Here is an 18,619-nt window from a genome sequence, read left to right as displayed (position 1 = left end):
CATCCTAGCACAGGGGGCCGCCAAACGAAGCCGTTGCCCTCCCGGCTTAACGGTTTATGGTGCGCCTCCGGCCCGCCCTTGCAGCGGAACTCCGAGGATGCCGCCCGGCGCCCTCGCCCGGATACAACCGTAAAACTCAAGCTACGGACAAGGTACCACACATGGCTAAAGTCGCTTTCCTCGGTCTCGGCGTCATGGGCTTCCCAATGGCCGGACACCTCGTCAAAAAAGGGGGCCATGAGGTCACCGTCTACAACCGCACCGCGGCCAAGGCGAAGGAATGGGCGGACAAGTTCGGCGGCAAGACCGCACCGACCCCGAAGGCCGCCGCCGAAGGCCAGGATTTCGTGATGTGCTGCGTCGGCAACGACAACGATCTGCGCGCGGTCACGATCGGCGCCGACGGCGCCTTCGCTGGCATGAAGAAGGGTGCGACCTTCGTCGATCACACCACCGCCTCCGCCGAGGTCGCACGCGAGCTGGACGCAGCCGCCACCAAGGCCGGCTTCAAATTCATCGATGCGCCGGTCTCCGGCGGCCAGGCCGGCGCGGAGAACGGCGTGTTGACGGTGATGTGCGGCGGCGCGCAGGATGCCTATTCCGGCGCCGAGCCGATCATCTCAGGCGCCTATGCGCGGATGTGCAAGCTGCTCGGGCCCGCCGGCTCCGGCCAACTGACGAAGATGGTCAACCAGATCTGCATCGCCGGTCTGGTGCAGGGTCTCTCGGAGGGTATCCACTTCGCCAAGAAGAGTGGCCTCGACGTCGCCGCAGTGATCGAGACCATCTCCAAGGGCGCAGCGCAGTCCTGGCAGATGGAAAATCGCTACAAGACCATGAACGATGACAAATACGATTTCGGCTTCGCGGTCGAATGGATGCGCAAGGACCTCTCCATCTCGCTGGCTGAAGCCCGCCGCAACGGCGCCACCCTGCCGGTGACCGCCCTCGTGGACCAGTTCTACGCGGAGGTCGAGAAGATGGGCGGCAAACGCTGGGATACGTCGAGCCTGCTCGCGCGCCTGCAACGCTGAGGAGCGCGTGACGGTCGTTGCCCGGGCAGCTGCGACCGTCACCGGCCTTGATGCTGCGCAGCGCCGCGTCAAGGCCTGACTAGCGCAGTTGAGCCGACGAACGAATTCCGGGGGGCCGATTTGCTGAGCGTGATAGCCGCCGTTTTCATCGTTGCGTATGCAGCCATCGCGCTCGAACACCCGCTAGGCGTTAACAAGAGCGCTTCGGCTCTCTTGGGAGCGGGCCTGCTCTGGACCATCTATGCGATGTCCGTGGGCGACGCTTCGCTCGTCAACCGCCAGCTCGACGAATCCGTCGCCTCGACCGCGCAAATCGTCTTCTTCCTGATCGGCGCCATGACGATCGTCGAGGTGATCGACGCCCACAACGGCTTCGAAGTTATCACCTCGATCATCCGCACCACGAAGCAGACCACGCTGATGTGGATCATCGGCTTCGTGACGTTCTTCCTGAGCTCCATCCTCGACAATCTGACGACCACCATCGTGATGATCTCGCTGATCCAGAAGCTGATCGGCAACAAGAGCGATCGCCTGCTGTTTGCGTCCATCATCGTGATCGCCGCCAATGCCGGCGGCGCCTGGACCGTGATCGGCGACGTCACGACGACGATGCTCTGGATCGGGGGCCAGATCACGCCTGTCAGCATCATGAAGGCGGTGTTCCTGCCGTCCCTGCTCAACCTTCTGATACCGCTGCTCATCGTCGGCTACTCTGTCAGGGGGAAGGACATCGCTCCGCCGCTGCAGCAGGAAGCGCAGGCTCTCAGGGTCGAGCTGTTCGAGCGCAATCTGATGTTCTATCTCGGGCTCGGTACGCTGATCGCGGTCCCGGTTTTCAAGGCCGTGACGCACCTCGCCCCCTTCATGGGCATCCTGTTCGGGCTGGGCATCCTCTGGCTGGTCGGCGAGATCGTTCACCGCCACAAGGACGAGGATGCGCGTCGCCCCCTCACCCTCGTCCATGCGCTGACGCGCATCGACATGAGCTCCATCGTGTTCTTCGTCGGCATCCTCATGGCCGTCGCGTGCCTGGAGCATGCCCGCGTCCTCGAGCTGTTGGCCAAATGGCTCGACGCCACGGTTGGTCGTCTCGACATCATCGTCATCCTGCTCGGACTCTTGAGCGCCATCATCGACAACGTGCCGCTCGTCGCGGCAACGATGGGCATGTACAATCTGACGCAATATCCGCCGGACAGCTTCATCTGGGAGTTCATCGCCTATTGCGCCGGCACCGGTGGCTCGATCCTGATCATCGGCTCGGCCGCGGGCGTTGCCGCCATGGGACTCGAGAAGATCGAGTTCTTCTGGTACGCCCGCCGCATCGCAGGCCCCGCGCTCGTGGGATATCTGGCGGGAGCGGTGGTATACATCGTGCAGTACGCGGTGCTGCATTGATCGGCGCAGCCGAGATCCAAATTAACGCCGGGTTAACGTAATTCTTTAGCTCCTTAAGTCACCTCTTAACGATTTGTTGCCAGAGATAGACAATGCAGAAGGCCCGCGTCCGGCGTGGGCAGGAATCGTGTTGCTTGATGAGTAACCCCGCTGAAAAGCCCGAGGTTGTGGAGCTTCCGGCCGAGCCGGTGAGCGCTCCATCGGCGAGCAGCCGAAGGGCTGCGGCGCAGCGGGTGCGCGAGGCGCGCGACAAGTTAACATCGACCAGCGGCACCCGGCCGGCCTTCGACGCCGAGATGCTGCGCCAATACGCCCAGACGCGGCTATCGGCTTCCTACGTCGTGATGCTGCTGGTGGTCGCAACCGGCGTGCTGTTCGGGCTGTGGATGCAGCCGATCCCGGCCGCGGCCTGGACCGCGGGCATGCTCTGCATTCACAGCGCCATGATCCGCAGTTGCCGGCGGTTCCTGATCGAGCCCAGCTCTCCAGCCGCGACGCGGGCATGGCGGACGCGCTTCGTCGTGCTCGACCTGCTCTATGGCCTCTGCTGGATGGCGATCCTGATCCATCCCGTGCTCGACATGGTCACGGAAACGCTGATGATGTTCCTGATGCTGCTGGTGATCGCAGTATCGAGCATGCTCGCCGCCAATCTGCCGATCGCAGCCCTTGCCGCCACCGCGCCGGTCGCGGTCGCAATGGCGCTGAGCTTCGCGATGACCGGCTCGCTGGACAATTACGTCCTGGCTGCGCTGGCGCTCGCCGCCGAAGGCTACTTCGTGCTGCTGGCGCATCGCCTGCACTCCTCCACCTTCGCCACGCTGGAAGCACGCGCCGAGAAGGACGCACTGATCGGCGAGCTCGAACAGGCCAAGGCGATCTCGGACGAAGCGCGTCATCGCGCCGAATCCGCCAACGTCGCCAAGTCGCGCTTCCTCGCCCAGATGAGCCACGAGCTGCGCACGCCGCTGAATGCCATCCTCGGTTTCTCCGAGGTGATGAAGAGCGAGATTTTCGGCGCGCATGCCGTGCCGGTCTACAAGGAGTACTCGGCGGACATCCATAATTCCGGCGTGCACCTGCTCAACCTCATTAACGAGATCCTCGATCTGTCGCGGATCGAGGCAGGCCGCTACGAGCTGAACGAGGAAGCGGTGTCGCTGGTCGGCATCGTCGCCGACTGCCATCATCTGATGAAGCTGCGTGCCTCGAGCCGCGGCATCACCATCCACGAAGTGTTCGAGCAGGCCATGCCGCGGCTCTGGGCCGACGAGCGCGCGATCCGTCAGGTCGTGCTCAATCTGCTCTCCAACTCGATCAAGTTCACCCCGCAGGGCGGCGAGATCTGGCTCAAGGCCGGTTGGACCGCCTCGGGCGGACAATACCTCTCGGTGAAAGATTCCGGCTCCGGCATTCCCGAGGACGAGATCCCGGTCGTGCTCGCCTCGTTCGGCCAGGGCTCCAACTCGATCAAGTCGGCCGAACAGGGCGCAGGTCTCGGCCTGCCGATCGCCAAGAATCTGATCGACCTGCATGGCGGCACGTTCACGCTGAAATCCAAGCTGCGCATCGGCACCGAGGTGATCGTCACCTTCCCGCCGGAGCGCGTGATGAGCGCGCTTGCGCCGCTGTCGGATGATTCTCCACCGCTCCAGCCGGAGAGTTCCGCACTGCCCGAGGAGAAGCGACGGCCGCGCCACAAGCCGATCATGAGCGCAGGCACGGGCTCTTAACCAGATGCTTGCAGACATGCCCGACAACCCCTCACTATGTCCGAATGAGCAAAGAAACGCCGTGCGTCGCCGTGTGCATGATCGATCCCAGGACCAAGCTATGCTTCGGCTGCGGCCGGACCTTGCCCGAGATCGCGCGCTGGCACGCCATGGAAAGTGCGGAACGGCTCGCAGTCATGGCCCGGTTGCCGGCACGCATGACGGAAGCTGGACTTGTGCCGATCGCGGGATCTCCGAAACGCACCTGACCGGCCTGCGCGCCTCCGGAGGCGCGCAATGATCCGCTTCCTCCTCGTTCTCGTCATGCTTGCCGGCACGGCAGGTGCGGTCGTCGCCTATGGCGATCCCGAGCAGATCGCGCGCGCCAGCCACAAGGTCTCGCACATTTTTCGCGCAAAGACGGCAACGCCTGCCCCCGCCGTGCAGATCCCACGCGGCCAGGGCGGCGAATTTGCGCTGCGTGCGAAGATCAACGGTGTCGCAGCGCCAATGGTGATCGATACTGGTGCGACGTCGGTCGTGCTGACCTGGGAAACCGCGAAAGCAATCGGGCTGCCGCTCGAGATGCTCGAATACGATGTCGATCTCGAAACCGCCGGTGGTCACACCAAGGCGGCCCGCCTCACGCTCGACCGCCTCTCCGTCGGCCATCTGGTCGAAAAATCGGTGCCGGCCCTCGTCGTCCAGCGCGGGCAGATGAAGACCAATCTGCTCGGCATGAGCTTCCTCGACCGCCTGGAGAGCTGGGGCGTCCGCGCCGACAGGCTGATGCTCACGGGCTATCCCGAACTTCAGAGCGGCCACCGCCGCCCGCGCACGGCGATCGACTAGCCGACCTACGCCGCCTCGGCCGGCACGCGTGCGCCGACGCGCGCGATCGCATCGCGCAGCACCTCGAGGCCGGCGCCCGGCTTCACGCCCTGCTCTGCGAGATGGCGACGGAAGGCCCGTGCGCCGGGCACGGCATGGAATGCGCCGACGAAATGCCGCGTGATCGCATGCAGCCGCGTGCCGCGCGCGAGTTGCTGCTCGATATAGGGCATCATCGCCTCGAGGGCTTCCTGCATGGATCCATGCGGGGCCGCCTCGCCGAAGATGTCGGCATCGACGGAGAGAAGCCGCCACGGATCCTGATAGGCGGCGCGGCCGAGCATCGCGCCGTCGACGTGTTCGAGATACGCCTTCGCCTCGTCGATACCAGGAATGCCGCCATTGATGATCACGGGCACGCCGGGCATTGCGCGCTTGAGGCGATAGACGCGCTCATAGTCTAGCGGCGGGATGTCGCGGTTCTCCTTCGGAGACAAACCGTTGAGCCAAGCCTTGCGGGCGTGCACGATCAGCGCGTCGCAGCCGGAGGCGACCACCTCGCGCGCAAGCGCATCAAGCGCAACTTCCGGATCCTGGTCATCAATGCCGATACGGCACTTCACCGTGACGGGAACGGCGACTGCGCGCTTCATTGCTTCCACGCACCTTGCCACCAGTTCCGGCTCCGCCATGAGGCAGGCGCCAAAACGACCATCCTTGACGCGATCAGACGGGCAACCGACGTTGAGATTGATCTCGTCATAGCCGAACGCCTGGCCGATCGCCGCCGCCTGCGCGAGCTCGCGCGGATCCGAGCCGCCAAGCTGAAGCGCAACCGGATGCTCGATCGCGTCGAACCCAAGCAACCGCTCCCGGTCGCCATGAATGATGGCGCCAGTGGTCAGCATCTCGGTATAGAGCAGCGCCCGCCGCGTCAGGTGACGATGGAACACCCGGCAGTGACGGTCAGTCCAATCCATCATGGGTGCAATGCAAAATCGATGCGATAACATATTGATGTTATTTCGCTTTTCGTTCTCGGTAGGTAGTTGCTGTTTTTGGGCCGACAGAGATTTCAATCTAACATTCGAGGCATTTTCCTTTCATTTCAAGTGCTTATTTGGAAGGCTTCCCAGCGCTTTAGAACACGGCACCCCTTCTCGGTACTGCGTTGCAGTACCGGATGAGCTTCCGCAGTACCGTGCTGCTTTGGACCCTTCTACCGATCCCGTTCGCTTCGGCCGCAAAATAATGAGCCGCTCTCACCGTGCCGAGGGCAGAACAGGTGTAGTCGTAGTATTGGAGGCGATAGAGCAAGAAGACTTGCGAGCTGCGGTTCCCAGGCGGGGCGACGCGCGCTATCAGAACCGCGGGCTAGCTAGCGAAAGCTTCGGTGCATCTTGGCCTCGAAGAATAAGCGTTGCCCTTCGAGGCAAAGGTCACACCTTCGACTCGCGCCGGGTGCGCCAACATCATCGACCCGCAATCTCGATTGTCTGCTGACAACGGCCTTGACGGGAAACAGCGGCAAAAGCGGGCATCAGGACTGCCGACAGCCACCGTCGACAGGCATAAGCTACGGTCTCGGCTACTAGCCAGTCGCCCATCCGACGATAGCTTTTCCAAGTTCTGGCCCAACCGGCCAATGTCGATGCGTGATCCGCGAACGCGGCATGCTAACGTGCGTATCGTCGCCTGCCAGACACTGCCGAGAGGTCTCTCATGACCGCCTATTTTATCGTCCAGAACACGATCAAGGACGAAGCGCAGTACCAAAAATACGTGCAAGCCGTCGTACCATTCATCGCCACCTTTGGCGGCAAGCTTGTCGTCAGACGTGCAAAGGTGGAGGTACTGGAAGGCGAACATGACGAGCGGCCGGTCATCATGTTCGAGTTTCCCGACATGGAGGCAATCCATGCATTCTGGAGCTCGCCGGACTATGTTCCGATCAAGAAGCTGCGCGAGGGAATAGCGACGATGAACATCTGGGCCTTTCCTGGCGCCTGATCGGCCGCACCAAATCCTTTCGTCGCCTCCCATCTCATCGCGCTCTAGAACTCGACGCAGATCTTGCCGAAGTGCGAACCCGACTCATAATAGCGAGATGCATCAATCAGCACGGAGAGAGCGAACGTCCTATCGATGACCGGCTGCAGTCCGGTCGCTTCGATTGCCCGCACGAACTGTTGCTGGTGCGCGCGGCTGCCGACGATCAGGCCCTGCAGCTGGACTTGCTTCACCATCAACGCAGCCGTCGGCACGTCGCCGCCCAGCCCCATCAGCATGCAATCAGGGAAATATGCCCCCCGTTGCGCACGGCTTGAATCGACTCGGGAAGCGTAGCTGGACCGCCGACCTCAATCACGTGGTCAACGCCCCTGCTATTGGCCAGCTTTTGTGCCGCCCTTCCCCAGTTCGGAACGGCCTTGTAGTTGAGTCGACCCCGAGCGCGCGGAGCCCCTCGAGCTTTGCGTCCTATGACGAAGTCGCGATGACGGTCGCGCCCGTCTTAGCGTGTCGAAATTGGGCGTTTTCCTGCGCCTAATCTCCCGCCTCCCGAGGCTGCCCGAGCCGGATAGATGAAGCGCACAAGGAATTCTATTAATTTTTCTTACTGACGGCCTGAGGTGTGGTGATGGCGGTGTCGGCGCTGTCGTCATGGCGGGAGCAACGATCGTGAGTCGCTATAACGTCATTTAGAGTGTCAATAAATTCTTGGGCTAGACGAGATTGCAGCAGGTGACGCGGTCGAACGAGCCTGCCCATGACCTTGATCGAAGGATAGAACGGCCGCATGACCAGATCTGTTGCCGGCGTACCCATCATCGCCAAGCCATCCAGTAGCGCGAGGCCTGCGCCGGCTCGCACCAATGCGCATGCAACTGTGGACTGTGACACCTCGATTGCAATCTTCAATGGGACGTCCGCATCGGCGAACGCGCGTACGGCCTGGATTCCGAGGGGGAGTTGCCTGTTGAGACACACCAGCGTTTCGTGATCGAGATCAGCGGGAACGACATGGGGCTTCGCCGCCAACGGATGCGTCCGCGGCATGACGCATCCAAAATCAGTCGCCCAGAGATCACTTACCGACACTCCGGGCGCCGCAATGGAATCGATGACAAACCCCAGGTCGGCCTGGTGGTTGGCGACATAGGTGGCGACCTGGAGCGCACTCATCGACTGCAGCGAGATCACGACACCAGGCCGCGACTGGCAGAATTTTGCCACGGCGGCCGGCAGCAATGCATTTGCGAAGGCTGAAATCGCCGCGATGTTGAGTCCGCCCGCTCGCCCTGCCTGCAGGTCGGCCGCACGCTTCTGGACGACGTCGAAGGCCGCGAACGCGCTGACGGTCTCTGGAAACAACGACTGGGCCTCTGGTGTCGCCAGCAATCGCTTCCTTCGCCGCAAAAAGAGCGGAAACCCGAGCCGTCGCTCAGCCTGCTGCAACGTTCGACTGACGGCCGGCTGCGAAATACGAAGCACTTCGGCAGCCGCGGTGATTGTGCCGAGTTCCATGACCCGCCGAAACACCTCCAATTCCCGAATACTCAACATCATAACCTCAGGATATGATTGATGTAGCTTTCGGTATTTTGAACACATGGATCTTGGGGCCACAATGGCTCCCGACGGCCATGTGGCCGTTCAGCCGGCGCCGGCCGGCCAACTGCCGCTTCGTCTATGGGCCCCACCGATGAACCCACCCCGGATTGCCACGATCACGGCTTTCCCGTTGGGGATTCCGTTCGACCACTGGTCGTCCCCGCCCATGTTCGCGGGCCGGCCCCGCACCACCCTCGATACTGTTCTGGTACGGGTAACGACCGATCAGGGCACGGTGGGCTGGGGCGAAGCCTATGGCAGCTTTTCGTCCGCGGTCGTTCCGGCGATCGACCAATGGGTTGCACCGCTGGCGGTTGGCGAAAAAGTCGATGACGTCGAGCTGCCGGCGCGGATTGAGCGAACCTTGCACAATCTCGGTCGTGCCGGCGCCACGATCCACGCGATCAGCGGCCTCGACATCGCTCTGTGGGACATCAGGGGCAAGCTCGCGGGAGTGCCGGTTTCGACCTTGCTGGGAGGCCGCCGGCGCGACCGTATCGAGGTCTATGCGTCCCTGCTGCAATACAACGGCAATACCGAAGAAATCCGCCGCGTCGTGGACCGTGCGCTCGGCGAAGGCTTTCACCAGATCAAGTTGCATGAGCGCACGGCGAACGCTGTCGCCGCTGCCCGCGCCGCGGCGGGCCCGAGCGTGCCGTTGATGGTGGATACCAATTGCGCTTGGTTGCCCGCGGACGCGACCGCTGCGGTCATGGAAATGGCGCCATCCGATCTGCTGTGGATCGAAGAACCGATCTGGCCGCCGGAAGATTTCGCATCGCTTGCGGCGCTGAGGCAATCGGCCGGCGTTCCGACCGCCATCGGCGAGAATGCCGGCAATGCTCTCGATTTCAAGAAGATGCTCGCAGCACGCTGCGTCGATTATGTTCAGCCCAGCGCGATCAAGATCGGCGGTCTGACGCCGCTTTGGCAAATCTGCACCGACTCGGAAGCCGCCGGGACGACCTGCGTTCCCCACTCACCCTTCTTCGGCCCGGGCTATCTCGCCACCATTCACGTGCTGGCCGCCAAAGCGAAGGCGAGCGCCTTGGAAAGATTCTATTGCGACCTCGCCTTTGATCCCTGCGGCGGCTTCGTTCCGATCGAGGCAGGCTTCCTCGCCGTGCCTGACGCCCCGGGTCTCGGGGGCGATCCGGACACGGAGTTGATCGACCGGTACCGCATCTGACGGTCGCAAAAAACACGGAAGGGAAATTCATGCAATGCATCAACCGGCGTTCGCTGTTGATCGGGCTGACATCTGCCGCGACAACGTCGCTGTCAGGAGCGCGGGCCCAGCCGCAGCCATATCCGCAGCGTCCAGTCCGCGTCATCGTTCCTTACGCCGCCGGCGGCGCATCGGACATCGTGGCGCGTCTCGTCGTCGCCGCCATGGCAGAGAAGCTCGGCCAATCGCTCTTCGTCGATAACCGGGGCGGTGGTGCCAGCATGATCGGCACTCAGGCGATCGCCACCGCCGCACCCGACGGCTACACGATCGGCGTCGTAGACAGCGCCTTCAGCATCAACCCCAGCCTGTTCGGCGCCAAACTGCCGTATGACACAAAAAAGGATTTCACGCCGGTGTCCCTGCTGGCGCGGACCTCGCTGCTGCTGGTTGTTTCGGAATCTCTTCCGGTCAGCAACGTCAAAGAGCTTGTCGCGCTCGCCAAGTCGAAGCCCGGCGCGCTCAGCATGGCGACCGCCGGCCTCGGCACAGCGGTCCATCTCGGCTGCGAACAATTTCGGCAGGAGGCCGGCATCGACGTCGTCTCCGTGCCTTATCGCGGTGGCGGGCCATCCATCATCGACCTGCTCGGCGGCAAGGTCGATTTTACATTCAGCACCATCCCCGCTGTTCTTGAGCATGTCCGCGGCAACAATTTGAAGGCGCTTGGAAGTACGACGGGACGCATCGCGCAGCTACCTGACGTGCCCAGCATGGTGGAGGCCGGTCTGCCAAAGGTAGACGCAGCTCCGGACTTTGGAATCGTTGCGCCCGCCAATCTATCGCCCGCGATCCTCTCCCAGCTCGGCACTGCAGCGCAGGGCGTGCTGAAATCAGACGATCTGCGCCGGCGCCTCGATGAAATTGGATGCGAATCCATCGGCTCCACGCCTGGGGAATACATCGCTCATATCGATGCATCGATCGAGAAATGGCGTCACATCGTGACCGCCGGCAACATCAAGCCGGAGTAGCGCAGAGGCTCGTTCCGAGATGGCCGTCGTTGCCATGATGCGGAGTGGAATGCGCTGTCGATGATTTGCCGTGATCGCCCTGGTTCTTTTCGCTAACGGGGTTTCAACCGCGGCGTCGGCTTGGTCTGCCTGCAGTACTCAACTAACGGTTCGCTCGGTGTTAGGTCGCCTTGGCATATGGCGGTCATGCAACTCGCGGCGCACTGGTGCTATGGGGTTCGGGTCAGAGGAGCGTTGCGCGCCTTTCTCCCCAAGGAGCCGAACGTCCAGCCTATAATAGGGTGAGCTGAACCAGGACTAAGTCACTGACGGTCAAGTCCCTGCCCAAACGCGGCGCGTCCTGCTCGATAGTGCCACGCTTTAGAGGCCCCGCGACCATGCGACGATGGCTTGAACGACGGCTGCAGGCTTTTCACTGGGAAGAGCGTGGCTGGCGTTTGGCACCACGACAACGCTCACGCGTTCGCCGAAATCGTTCTTCAGTTCATCGGTCGTGTCACGTGGCCGAAATGGGTCGTCTGCGGCTTGCAGATCGAGCATAGGCGCCGTGCCGCCCGCCCACCAGGATTCCCGTTTCGTGTTGAGGCCCCCGGCCCGCTGGGCCTCGGTGACATCCTTGTGCCACCCTTCGAGCCAGGACGATGCATCGTTGCCCGGAGCGAAGAAGGCGAATTGCAGCGCCTTCAATCGTGACGCCGCCGGCTGGCCGCCATCATTGATCGTGGTGATGGCATCGCTCAGCTCGCGTGGCCAGGTCTTCGCACCCGCCGCCATCAACACGACGCCGCGAACGAGCTGCGGATGGTCGGTCGCCACGGTGCGAGCGATCCAATTGCCGTAGGCATGGCCCGCAATGATGGCCGGACCACCGCCTTCGTGCTTGATGATCCCTGCGATGTCATTAGCGAAATCGTGGAAGCTGACATCCGTCATCGGCCCGACACTACCGCCGATACCACGAGGCTGAGGACGCAGCACCCGGAAGCCCACCTTCGCGAGTCCTCCGGCGAGCATGTCGAAGTCTTCCGAACCGCGACCGGTCGATGGGAGCACGACGATCACAGGTCCCTGCCCTTCAGCGATCACCTCGATCCGAGCCGCGCCGACATCGACGACATCCCGCGATGGGCCATCGGCCGCGGATGCGATGGTGAGATGAAGAGCAAACCCCATCGCGATACCGACGCGGCCGAGAACAGCTCTGGTCATGCGAATTCCGTCAGGCATCAACGCGCTGCTTTGCTGCCAACCGAAGCTCACCGTCGGGAGCCTGCGCTGTAACGGATGCAGATCCGATCGGTCTCGTTCCCACGAGCATCACCACGGCGCCGAGTGTCATGATCGCGCCGTAGGCGTATAGTCCGTAAGTCAGCGACCCCGTCGCCGTGGTCATCCAGCCGACCAACGTCGGCGCAAAGAAGGCGCCAATGCCGCCGCAGGTCGTGATCATCGCGATGCCGCCGGCCGCGGCCGACCCTGACAGATAGAGGCTGGGCATCGTCCAGAACGGGCCGGTCGCGCCGAGATATCCAGCCGTCATCACCGTCAGCAGGCCAATCGCCATCCACGGGTGCCCCATCGCTTGCGGAAGCAGAACCCATCCGGCGGCGCAAAGCAGTGTCGGCACGGCGGCATGCCAGCGGCGCTCGCGCAAACGGTCGGAGCTTCGTGCAATGAGTTGCTGGACAACCACGGCGACAATGTAGGGGATGGCAGAGAGCAGACCGATCGTGAACGAATCCCGAATTCCGGTCCCCCGGAGAATGGTCGGAAGCCAGAGCGGAATGCCGGCGCCGCCCGCGATCAGACCGACCGACATGCCCGCAAGGAGATACAGGCGTTTATCGCGCAGCGCAGCCGCAAAATTATGCTGACGCTGCTGCTGGCCGGTGTTCGCTTCGCTCTGCAACTCGGCAGTGATGATCCCAACCTCGCGCGCGGAGAGCCACTTGGCCGTCTGAGGGCTGTCGGCGAGCACGAAGTAGATGACGATGCCCGTCAACGCCGAAGGCAATCCCTCGATGATGAACAGCCATTGCCAGCCCTTCAGGCCGAGCAGCCCGTCGGTCGCGCCGAGAATCGCGCCGGACAAGGGCCCGCTGATGATGCCGGAAATAGCAATCGCAGACATGAACAGCGCAGTGAACTGGCTGCGGCGCGACGGGGGAATCCAGGTGGTGAGATAGAACAGCACCCCTGGAAACAGGCCGGCCTCGGCGGCCCCCAGCAGAAAACGAAGAATGTAGTAATGAGAAGGCGCGGTCATGAAAGCGAGCGCAGCCGAGCAAAGCCCCCAGCAGACCATGATGCGCAGCAGAGTGGTCCGCGCTCCGATGCGGGCGAGCCAAAGATTGCTCGGTATCTCGAAGACGCTGTAGCCGAGATAGAAAAGACCGCCGCCGAGGCCGAACGTCGCCTCGCTGAAATGCAGATCCCCCATGAACTGCAGCTTCGCGAACCCGACATTGCCGCGGTCGATGAAGGCAAGCACATAGGCCAGCATCAGAATTGGAATGAGGCGCCAGGCCACCTTGCGAAAGGTTGCGTCCACCTCCTGGTGACCCGGCGTATCAGTGGTTCTATCCGTCACGCACAACCTCCCCTCGGCCGCGCTCGCGGCGGCCTTTATGCCATAAATATGGACTATAGGGCTAAAGTTGTCTAGCGGCGTTTTACAGTCGCATGTCCAGACGAACTAGGTCCCCCCGGTAGACGCCCTTTGACAGGAGGATGAGGCACCCTCGATCATCGACGGCCGATCGATCGACGAGGCAGACAGGCGCGTTCAGTGAAAGCTCGAGCAGCGCGGACATCTCGAGATCGGCGGTGCCGATCACGATCGTCTGATGGGCGTGGCCGATATTGCGCGGAAAGAAGGTCGCCAGACGCATCGCCGTCGTGCTGCTCAGGGCTTCACGCGGAATGAGGGGAAAGAACTCCGCGTCGATGAACACGTCGGCGACGAGAAATATTTGACCATCGCGCGAATGACGCCGCCTCAGCCGGCGATATCGTGGCGTCGGCGTGCCGATATCATGAAAACGCAGTGGCAGAACGCTTACGTCTTCCTCTTCCAGCACCTCGATGACGGCGCCCTCTCGCGCATTCAGAAGCCCGCGCCAATCCGTGGTCATGTCGAGCCAAAGATGCTGGCGCTTCTGCGCGTTGACGAAAGTCCCCTTCGCCCTGAAGCGGCTGATGAGGGCATCGCTCTCGAGGATGCCGAGCGCCTGGCGAATGGTGGCCCGCGCCACGCCATGTTGCGCCGCCAATTCGTCCACTGTCGGGATCTGGTCACCTGCCGCCCAATGGCCGGACTCGATGTGCCGGCGAAACAGTGTCGCCAGTTGGACGTAGCGGGCCACGTTGCTGCGCGAGAGATCCGGCTTGGCCGGGGACACGGTGCGGCTAGACATGACAGGACTGCGGGGCAACTATGACCAATAAGCTAGACATATGACCTTTTCTCCTCTAAGGCGAGGTTCATCATAACGCGACACCACAGGAAACGCCCAGATGTCTCATGTCCATTTCCGACGAGGGCGCCGGTGAAACTTCATTGGTCACCTCGTTCGCCCTACGTCCGCAAGGTGATGGTTGCCGCACATGAGCTCGGGCTGGCCGAGCGCATCACATGCGTGCGCAGCGTTGCAGCCCTGCCGACGCCGAATCCCGTCATCATGGCGGACAATCCCCTGAGCAAGATCCCGACCCTGGTCCTGGACAACGGAGATGTCCTGCTCGATTCGCGGACGATCGTCGAATATCTGGACAGCTTGGCAGGACCGGGCGTGCTGGTGCCGCTTGAAGGGCCGGCGCGCTGGCGCGCGCTCAGCCAGCAGGCGCTTGCGGACGGCCTGCTCGATCTGCTGATCCTGTGGCGAAACGAGCGCACTAAACCGGCGGAGCGGCAGACAGAGGCGTGGATCGAGGCGTTCGCGACCAAGGTCAACACGACATTCGATCGCTTCGAACAGCAGGCTGCGGACGCCCCCACGTCGAGCTTCGGTATCGGCGAGATCGCGCTTGGCTGCGCGCTGTCCTATGCCGACTTCCGTTTTGCGGAGCTCGACTGGCGGGCCGGCCGTCCTCATCTTTCCAAATGGCACGAAAGCTTTGCCATCCGTCCGTCCGCGCAAGCCACGGAGGCCGTCGATGGCTGACGACGCTTCACCCGCCGAACGCAGCGGTCCACTCAGCCATATCCGCGTGCTCGATCTCAGCCGCATTATGGCCGCCCCCTGGGCGACGCAGATCCTGGCTGATCTTGGTGCCGATGTGATCAAGGTCGAACGGCCGGAAAGCGGCGACGACACGCGCAGCTGGGGCCCGCCCTTCCTGAAAGACGCGGAGGGCCGGACCACCACGGATGCCGGCTACTTCCTCGCGGTCAATCGCGGCAAGCGGTCAATCACCGTGGACATCGCGCAGCCGAAGGGACAGGCGATCGTGCGGCAGCTCGCGGCGAAGGCCGACGTCGTCATCGAGAACTTCAAGGCCGGCGCGCTCGCCCGCTACGGACTGGATGCGAAGTCACTTCGGGCGCTCAACCCCGCGCTGATCTACTGCTCGGTGACAGGCTTCGGTCAGGACGGACCGCGCCGCGATCAGGCCGCTTATGACTTCGCCATCCAGGCAATGGGCGGGCTGATGAGCATTACCGGCGAACGCGACGGCCGCCCCGGAGCGGGTCCGCAGAAGGTGGGCATTCCCATCATCGATCTGATGACAGGGATGTACGCGGCGGTCGCGATCCTGGCCGCATTGGCGCGCGCTGCAGAGACGCGCCAGGGCGAGACCATCGATCTTGCGATGCTGGACGTGTCGGCGGCGATCCTCGCAAACCAGGCGATGAACCATCTGCTCACCAGCCGCGTTCCGACGCGCGGCGGCAACCGGCATCCGAACATCCAACCGCAGGACGTGTTCGCCTGCGCGGACGGGACGTTCGTCCTCGCGGTCGGCAATGATGGCCAGTTTGCCAAGCTCTGTTCGGTCCTCGGTAGGTCCGAATGGGCCGGTGATCCCCGGTTCAGCACCAACGCCGCGCGCGTGACCAACAACACCGCGCTGACCGAGCTGCTTGGCGCGCAGTTCGCCGGGTGGACCCGGCAGGATATCGTCAGCGCCCTCGACGAGGCCGGCGTACCCGCAGCCCCCATCAACACGATCGACCAGGTTCTCGCCGACGATCAGGTCCGGCACCGGCAGATGCTTCAGCATCTTTCCCATCCAATCGCCGGAAGCCTGCCCCAGATCGTCAGCCCGATCCGGATGCAGGACGCTGCGCTCCGCTTCGACCGGGCGCCTCCCACGCTCGGTCAGCATACGCAGTCGGTTCTCGCAGAGATTGGCCTTAGCGAAACCGAGATCGCCGCACTCGCGGCCGAGGGCATTGTATGAGCATCGACAGCAAGACGGCATCTCGCGACGCGACGCGCATTCCGCTCCTCCGAACCGACGAGATGAGTCCCGCGCAGCGGCAGATCTATGATCAGGTGGTGTCGGGACCACGCGGCCAGATGATCGGTCCGCTCCGCGCCGCGATCCACAGTCCGGAGCTCGCCGCGCTGTGGTCCGAATTCGGCGAGTTCCTGCGCTACCGCACCTGCCTGCCGCCGCGATTGAACGAGCTTGCCATCCTCGTCACGGCCCGACGCTGGACCAGCCAGGTCGAATGGTGGGTGCACGCCCGCGCCTGCGCGACCGCCGGAATGCCCGCAACGGTGATCGAAGCCATCGCCGCCAAGCGAGCACCTGTCTTCTCCGACACGGCGGATCTCGAAGTCTACGAATTTGCGCGAACTCTGCAGCAGAGCGGTCAGGTCGAAGCGGAGATTTATGATGAGATCCAGCGACGCTGGAAAACCCGCGGCGTGGTCGAGCTGACGGCCGTGATCGGCTACTACACGATGGTCGCGATGACGCTCAACGCGCACCGATTGCCGCTTCCCGAGGGCACCGAAGCGCTGCCGTCCGAAAACGATCTGGTCGCCCTGCCGGCGGGACGGCTCGGAGCGGCAGCGTGAGCGGCGGGTCGGTCATGACCGTCCCTGCGCCGCCGGTCTCGGCACCGGCGCGCGCCCTTCCATGTGGAGCCTGCGACGCACATAGCCACGTCTTCGGACCTTTCGATCGCTTTCCGCCCACCGAACGGTCCATTTATGCGCTTCCCGAGGCAGGGCCTGAGATTCATTCCGCCGCTCGCGACAGGCTCGGCGTAGCGCGCGGCGTGCTCACGCAACCGGCGCCCTATGCCAACGATCCAGGCGCCATGCTGGCCGCCATCGCCGGCGCTCCCGAGTCCTTGCGCGGAATAGCGGTGACTGACGACTCCATCGACGATGCGACGCTCGCGCGCTGGCGCATGGGCGGCATTGTCGGATTGCGCTTCACCGAAATGCGCGCGCCGTCCGGCGAACGCTATCCCGGCAGCGTCGGCTTTGCCGCGCTCGAAGCCCTCGCGCCGCGCATGCGCGAGCTGAGCTTGCATGCCCAGCTCTGGGCCAGCGCATCCCAGCTCGCGGAGCATCTGCCCGGATTGCTCCGGCTCGGCGTACCGCTCGTGATCGATCACATGGGCTGCCCCGATCCGAAGGAAGGTCCGGACGGGCCGGCCTTCGCGGGCATCGTCGATCTGCTCGGGGACGGCGCGCTGTGGATCAAGCTGGTGATTTGCCGGCTCTCCGCCGGCGAATCCGACTACGCGCGCATCCGTCCCCTCCACGATCGCCTCGTCGAGCGCGCGCCGCACCGGCTCGTATGGGGCTCCGACTGGCCTTACATCCGCATCCAGCCGGCGCCGGACGCCGGATATCTCGCCAATCTCGCTCAGGATTGGATCGACGATTCCGGGCTCATCCGGCGCATCCTGGCCGCGAATCCGGCCGAACTCTATGACTTTAACGAGGAGGAACGAGCATGAGAGGATTAGAGGACATCGAACGCTTTCGCGTCACGGTGGACGCCCATGTCGCGACCATCACGATCACCGCGCCCCCGGTGAATGCGCAGGACCGACGCTTCCGCGAGGAATGCATTCGCGTCTTCGACGTGCTCGGAGCGGACGTCGACGTCCGCGCAATCGTCCTGACCGGCGACGGCAAGGCCTTCTCCGCAGGTGCGGATCTTTCCGAGCGCCCCGGAATCCTAGCGGAGCCCGGTGGGTACTCGCGGCACAACCGGCTGGTTCGTGCGTCATTCGATTGCGTGCTCGAATGTCCGAAGCCGGTGATCGCCGCGGTCAATGGCGCCGCGATCGGTGCGGGATGCGTCCTTGCACTCGTCTGCGACATCCTCGTCGTCGCCGAGGAGGCGTTCCTCTCCATGACGGAGGTCGACTACGGACTCGCCGGCGGCGTCCGTCACGTGCTGCGCGCCTTCAGCCCGTCCGACGCACGCCTGATGATCTACACGGCCAAGCGCATCTACGGGCCCGAGTTGCTGCGAATGAACGCTGCATCTCTGTGCGTTCCAAAGGCAAAGCTTCTCGAGGAGGCTACTGCCATTGCCCGGACCATTGCCGACAAGGTGCCTCTCGCGGTGGTTGCCGCCAAACGCTCGTTTGGCCTTACCGAGGAAATGCCGCTGCGCGACGGCTATCGTTACGAGCAGGGCCAGACTGCCGCGCTCGCGGAAACCGAGGACACCAAGGAGGCACTGGCCGCCTTCCGCGAAAAGCGAAAGCCGGTCTTCAAGGGGCGCTGATGCCGTGCCGCAGGACGCGAATGCGGAACAACTCGATCGCCTCGACGCCCTTGCAAGTGACTGCGCGTCCCGACTTCTCCAGCACGAGGATCACGCGCGTGCGAAGGTAGGCCAACATCA

Annotated in this window: 20 protein-coding genes; 13 read left to right on the top strand and 7 right to left on the bottom strand. The window is 63.3% G+C overall.

The genetic code is table 11. From position 1 onward, the window contains the following. Window positions 1–161: 161 nt before the first annotated feature. From IVA81_RS03985 to IVA81_RS03965, 5 genes are all read left to right on the top strand, one after another. Complete coding sequence (locus tag IVA81_RS03985) at window positions 162–1,034, top strand: NAD(P)-dependent oxidoreductase (protein ID WP_247312539.1); 873 nt, start codon at window positions 162–164, stop codon at window positions 1,032–1,034. Between the two features lie 120 nt (window positions 1,035–1,154). Continuing rightward, window positions 1,155–2,435, top strand: a complete 1,281-nt coding sequence (nhaD, locus tag IVA81_RS03980) for a sodium:proton antiporter NhaD (RefSeq protein WP_247312536.1) — start codon at window positions 1,155–1,157, stop codon at window positions 2,433–2,435. A 137-nt stretch (window positions 2,436–2,572) separates the two neighbouring features. After that, a complete protein-coding gene (locus IVA81_RS03975) occupies window positions 2,573–4,168 on the top strand; it encodes an ATP-binding protein (RefSeq protein WP_247312533.1) in 1,596 nt (531 codons plus the stop codon). A gap of 44 nt (window positions 4,169–4,212) precedes the next feature. After that, window positions 4,213–4,416 (top strand): DUF1289 domain-containing protein, encoded by a 204-nt coding sequence (locus IVA81_RS03970; RefSeq protein WP_247312530.1) that lies wholly within the window; start codon window positions 4,213–4,215, stop codon window positions 4,414–4,416. Between the two features lie 28 nt (window positions 4,417–4,444). Continuing rightward, the gene (locus tag IVA81_RS03965; RefSeq protein WP_247312527.1) at window positions 4,445–4,999 is read left to right on the top strand and encodes a TIGR02281 family clan AA aspartic protease; all 555 of its coding nucleotides are present in this window, start codon (window positions 4,445–4,447) and stop codon (window positions 4,997–4,999) included. A 5-nt stretch (window positions 5,000–5,004) separates the two neighbouring features. On the opposite strand, the gene dusA is transcribed toward IVA81_RS03965, so the two are convergent. Continuing rightward, window positions 5,005–5,997, bottom strand: a complete 993-nt coding sequence (dusA, locus tag IVA81_RS03960; RefSeq protein WP_346659363.1) for a tRNA dihydrouridine(20/20a) synthase DusA — start codon at window positions 5,995–5,997, stop codon at window positions 5,005–5,007. Window positions 5,998–6,700: 703 nt separating this feature from the next. On the opposite strand from dusA, the gene IVA81_RS03955 reads away from it, so the two are divergent. Further along, entirely contained in the window at window positions 6,701–6,988 is a 288-nt protein-coding gene (locus IVA81_RS03955) for a DUF1330 domain-containing protein (protein WP_247312521.1), read from the top strand. 44 nt (window positions 6,989–7,032) lie between these two features. On the opposite strand, the gene IVA81_RS03950 is transcribed toward IVA81_RS03955, so the two are convergent. Further along, window positions 7,033–7,266, bottom strand: coding sequence for a zinc-binding dehydrogenase (locus tag IVA81_RS03950; RefSeq protein WP_247312519.1), 234 nt, complete (start codon window positions 7,264–7,266; stop codon window positions 7,033–7,035). 316 nt (window positions 7,267–7,582) lie between these two features. After that, window positions 7,583–8,542, bottom strand: a complete 960-nt coding sequence (locus IVA81_RS03945; RefSeq protein WP_256469297.1) for a LysR substrate-binding domain-containing protein — start codon at window positions 8,540–8,542, stop codon at window positions 7,583–7,585. Between the two features lie 64 nt (window positions 8,543–8,606). Here IVA81_RS03945 and IVA81_RS03940 point away from each other — a divergent pair, with 64 nt between their 5' ends. Then, the gene (locus IVA81_RS03940; RefSeq protein WP_247312514.1) at window positions 8,607–9,779 is read left to right on the top strand and encodes a mandelate racemase/muconate lactonizing enzyme family protein; all 1,173 of its coding nucleotides are present in this window, start codon (window positions 8,607–8,609) and stop codon (window positions 9,777–9,779) included. A 29-nt stretch (window positions 9,780–9,808) separates the two neighbouring features. Next, the gene (locus IVA81_RS03935) at window positions 9,809–10,792 is read left to right on the top strand and encodes a tripartite tricarboxylate transporter substrate binding protein (RefSeq protein WP_247312509.1); all 984 of its coding nucleotides are present in this window, start codon (window positions 9,809–9,811) and stop codon (window positions 10,790–10,792) included. 360 nt (window positions 10,793–11,152) lie between these two features. On the opposite strand, the gene IVA81_RS03930 is transcribed toward IVA81_RS03935, so the two are convergent. The 3 genes from IVA81_RS03930 to IVA81_RS03920 form a co-directional block, all read right to left on the bottom strand. Continuing rightward, window positions 11,153–11,854 carry an alpha/beta hydrolase gene (locus IVA81_RS03930; protein ID WP_247312508.1) on the bottom strand — a complete coding sequence of 234 codons (702 nt, stop codon included), beginning with the start codon at window positions 11,852–11,854 and terminating at the stop codon, window positions 11,153–11,155. 157 nt (window positions 11,855–12,011) lie between these two features. Continuing rightward, on the bottom strand, window positions 12,012–13,295 hold the full coding sequence (locus IVA81_RS03925; protein WP_247312505.1) for an MFS transporter: 1,284 nt from the start codon (window positions 13,293–13,295) through the stop codon (window positions 12,012–12,014). A gap of 169 nt (window positions 13,296–13,464) precedes the next feature. Then, window positions 13,465–14,193 carry a GntR family transcriptional regulator gene (locus tag IVA81_RS03920; protein ID WP_247312500.1) on the bottom strand — a complete coding sequence of 243 codons (729 nt, stop codon included), beginning with the start codon at window positions 14,191–14,193 and terminating at the stop codon, window positions 13,465–13,467. A 147-nt stretch (window positions 14,194–14,340) separates the two neighbouring features. Here IVA81_RS03920 and IVA81_RS03915 point away from each other — a divergent pair, with 147 nt between their 5' ends. From IVA81_RS03915 to IVA81_RS03895, 5 genes are read left to right on the top strand one after another with little or no spacing between them, the layout of a single operon-like run. Next, window positions 14,341–14,955, top strand: coding sequence for a glutathione S-transferase family protein (locus tag IVA81_RS03915; protein WP_247312497.1), 615 nt, complete (start codon window positions 14,341–14,343; stop codon window positions 14,953–14,955). Next, window positions 14,948–16,195, top strand: coding sequence for a CaiB/BaiF CoA-transferase family protein (locus tag IVA81_RS03910; RefSeq protein WP_247312495.1), 1,248 nt, complete (start codon window positions 14,948–14,950; stop codon window positions 16,193–16,195). Before IVA81_RS03915 ends, IVA81_RS03910 begins: the two co-directional genes overlap by 8 nt. Beyond that, window positions 16,192–16,821: a carboxymuconolactone decarboxylase family protein gene (locus tag IVA81_RS03905; RefSeq protein WP_247312492.1), complete on the top strand. Its 630-nt coding sequence runs from the start codon at window positions 16,192–16,194 to the stop codon at window positions 16,819–16,821. The genes IVA81_RS03910 and IVA81_RS03905 overlap by 4 nt, the downstream gene beginning before the upstream one ends. A 14-nt stretch (window positions 16,822–16,835) precedes the next feature. Further along, the gene (locus tag IVA81_RS03900) at window positions 16,836–17,717 is read left to right on the top strand and encodes an amidohydrolase family protein (protein WP_247312489.1); all 882 of its coding nucleotides are present in this window, start codon (window positions 16,836–16,838) and stop codon (window positions 17,715–17,717) included. Then, window positions 17,714–18,499 (top strand): enoyl-CoA hydratase/isomerase family protein, encoded by a 786-nt coding sequence (locus IVA81_RS03895; RefSeq protein WP_247312486.1) that lies wholly within the window; start codon window positions 17,714–17,716, stop codon window positions 18,497–18,499. The genes IVA81_RS03900 and IVA81_RS03895 overlap by 4 nt, the downstream gene beginning before the upstream one ends. On the opposite strand, the gene IVA81_RS40450 is transcribed toward IVA81_RS03895, so the two are convergent. Next, on the bottom strand, window positions 18,486–18,617 hold the full coding sequence (locus IVA81_RS40450) for a hypothetical protein (protein ID WP_256469296.1): 132 nt from the start codon (window positions 18,615–18,617) through the stop codon (window positions 18,486–18,488). The two genes, IVA81_RS03895 and IVA81_RS40450, sit on opposite strands and share 14 nt — an antisense overlap. Window positions 18,618–18,619 lie beyond the last annotated feature (2 nt).

It is taken from the genome of Bradyrhizobium sp. 141 (assembly GCF_023074055.1).
Lineage (GTDB): Bacteria > Pseudomonadota > Alphaproteobacteria > Rhizobiales > Xanthobacteraceae > Bradyrhizobium.
The sequence above is the reverse complement of the archived record's forward strand: the minus strand, read 5'-3'. Positions and strand labels throughout refer to the sequence as shown.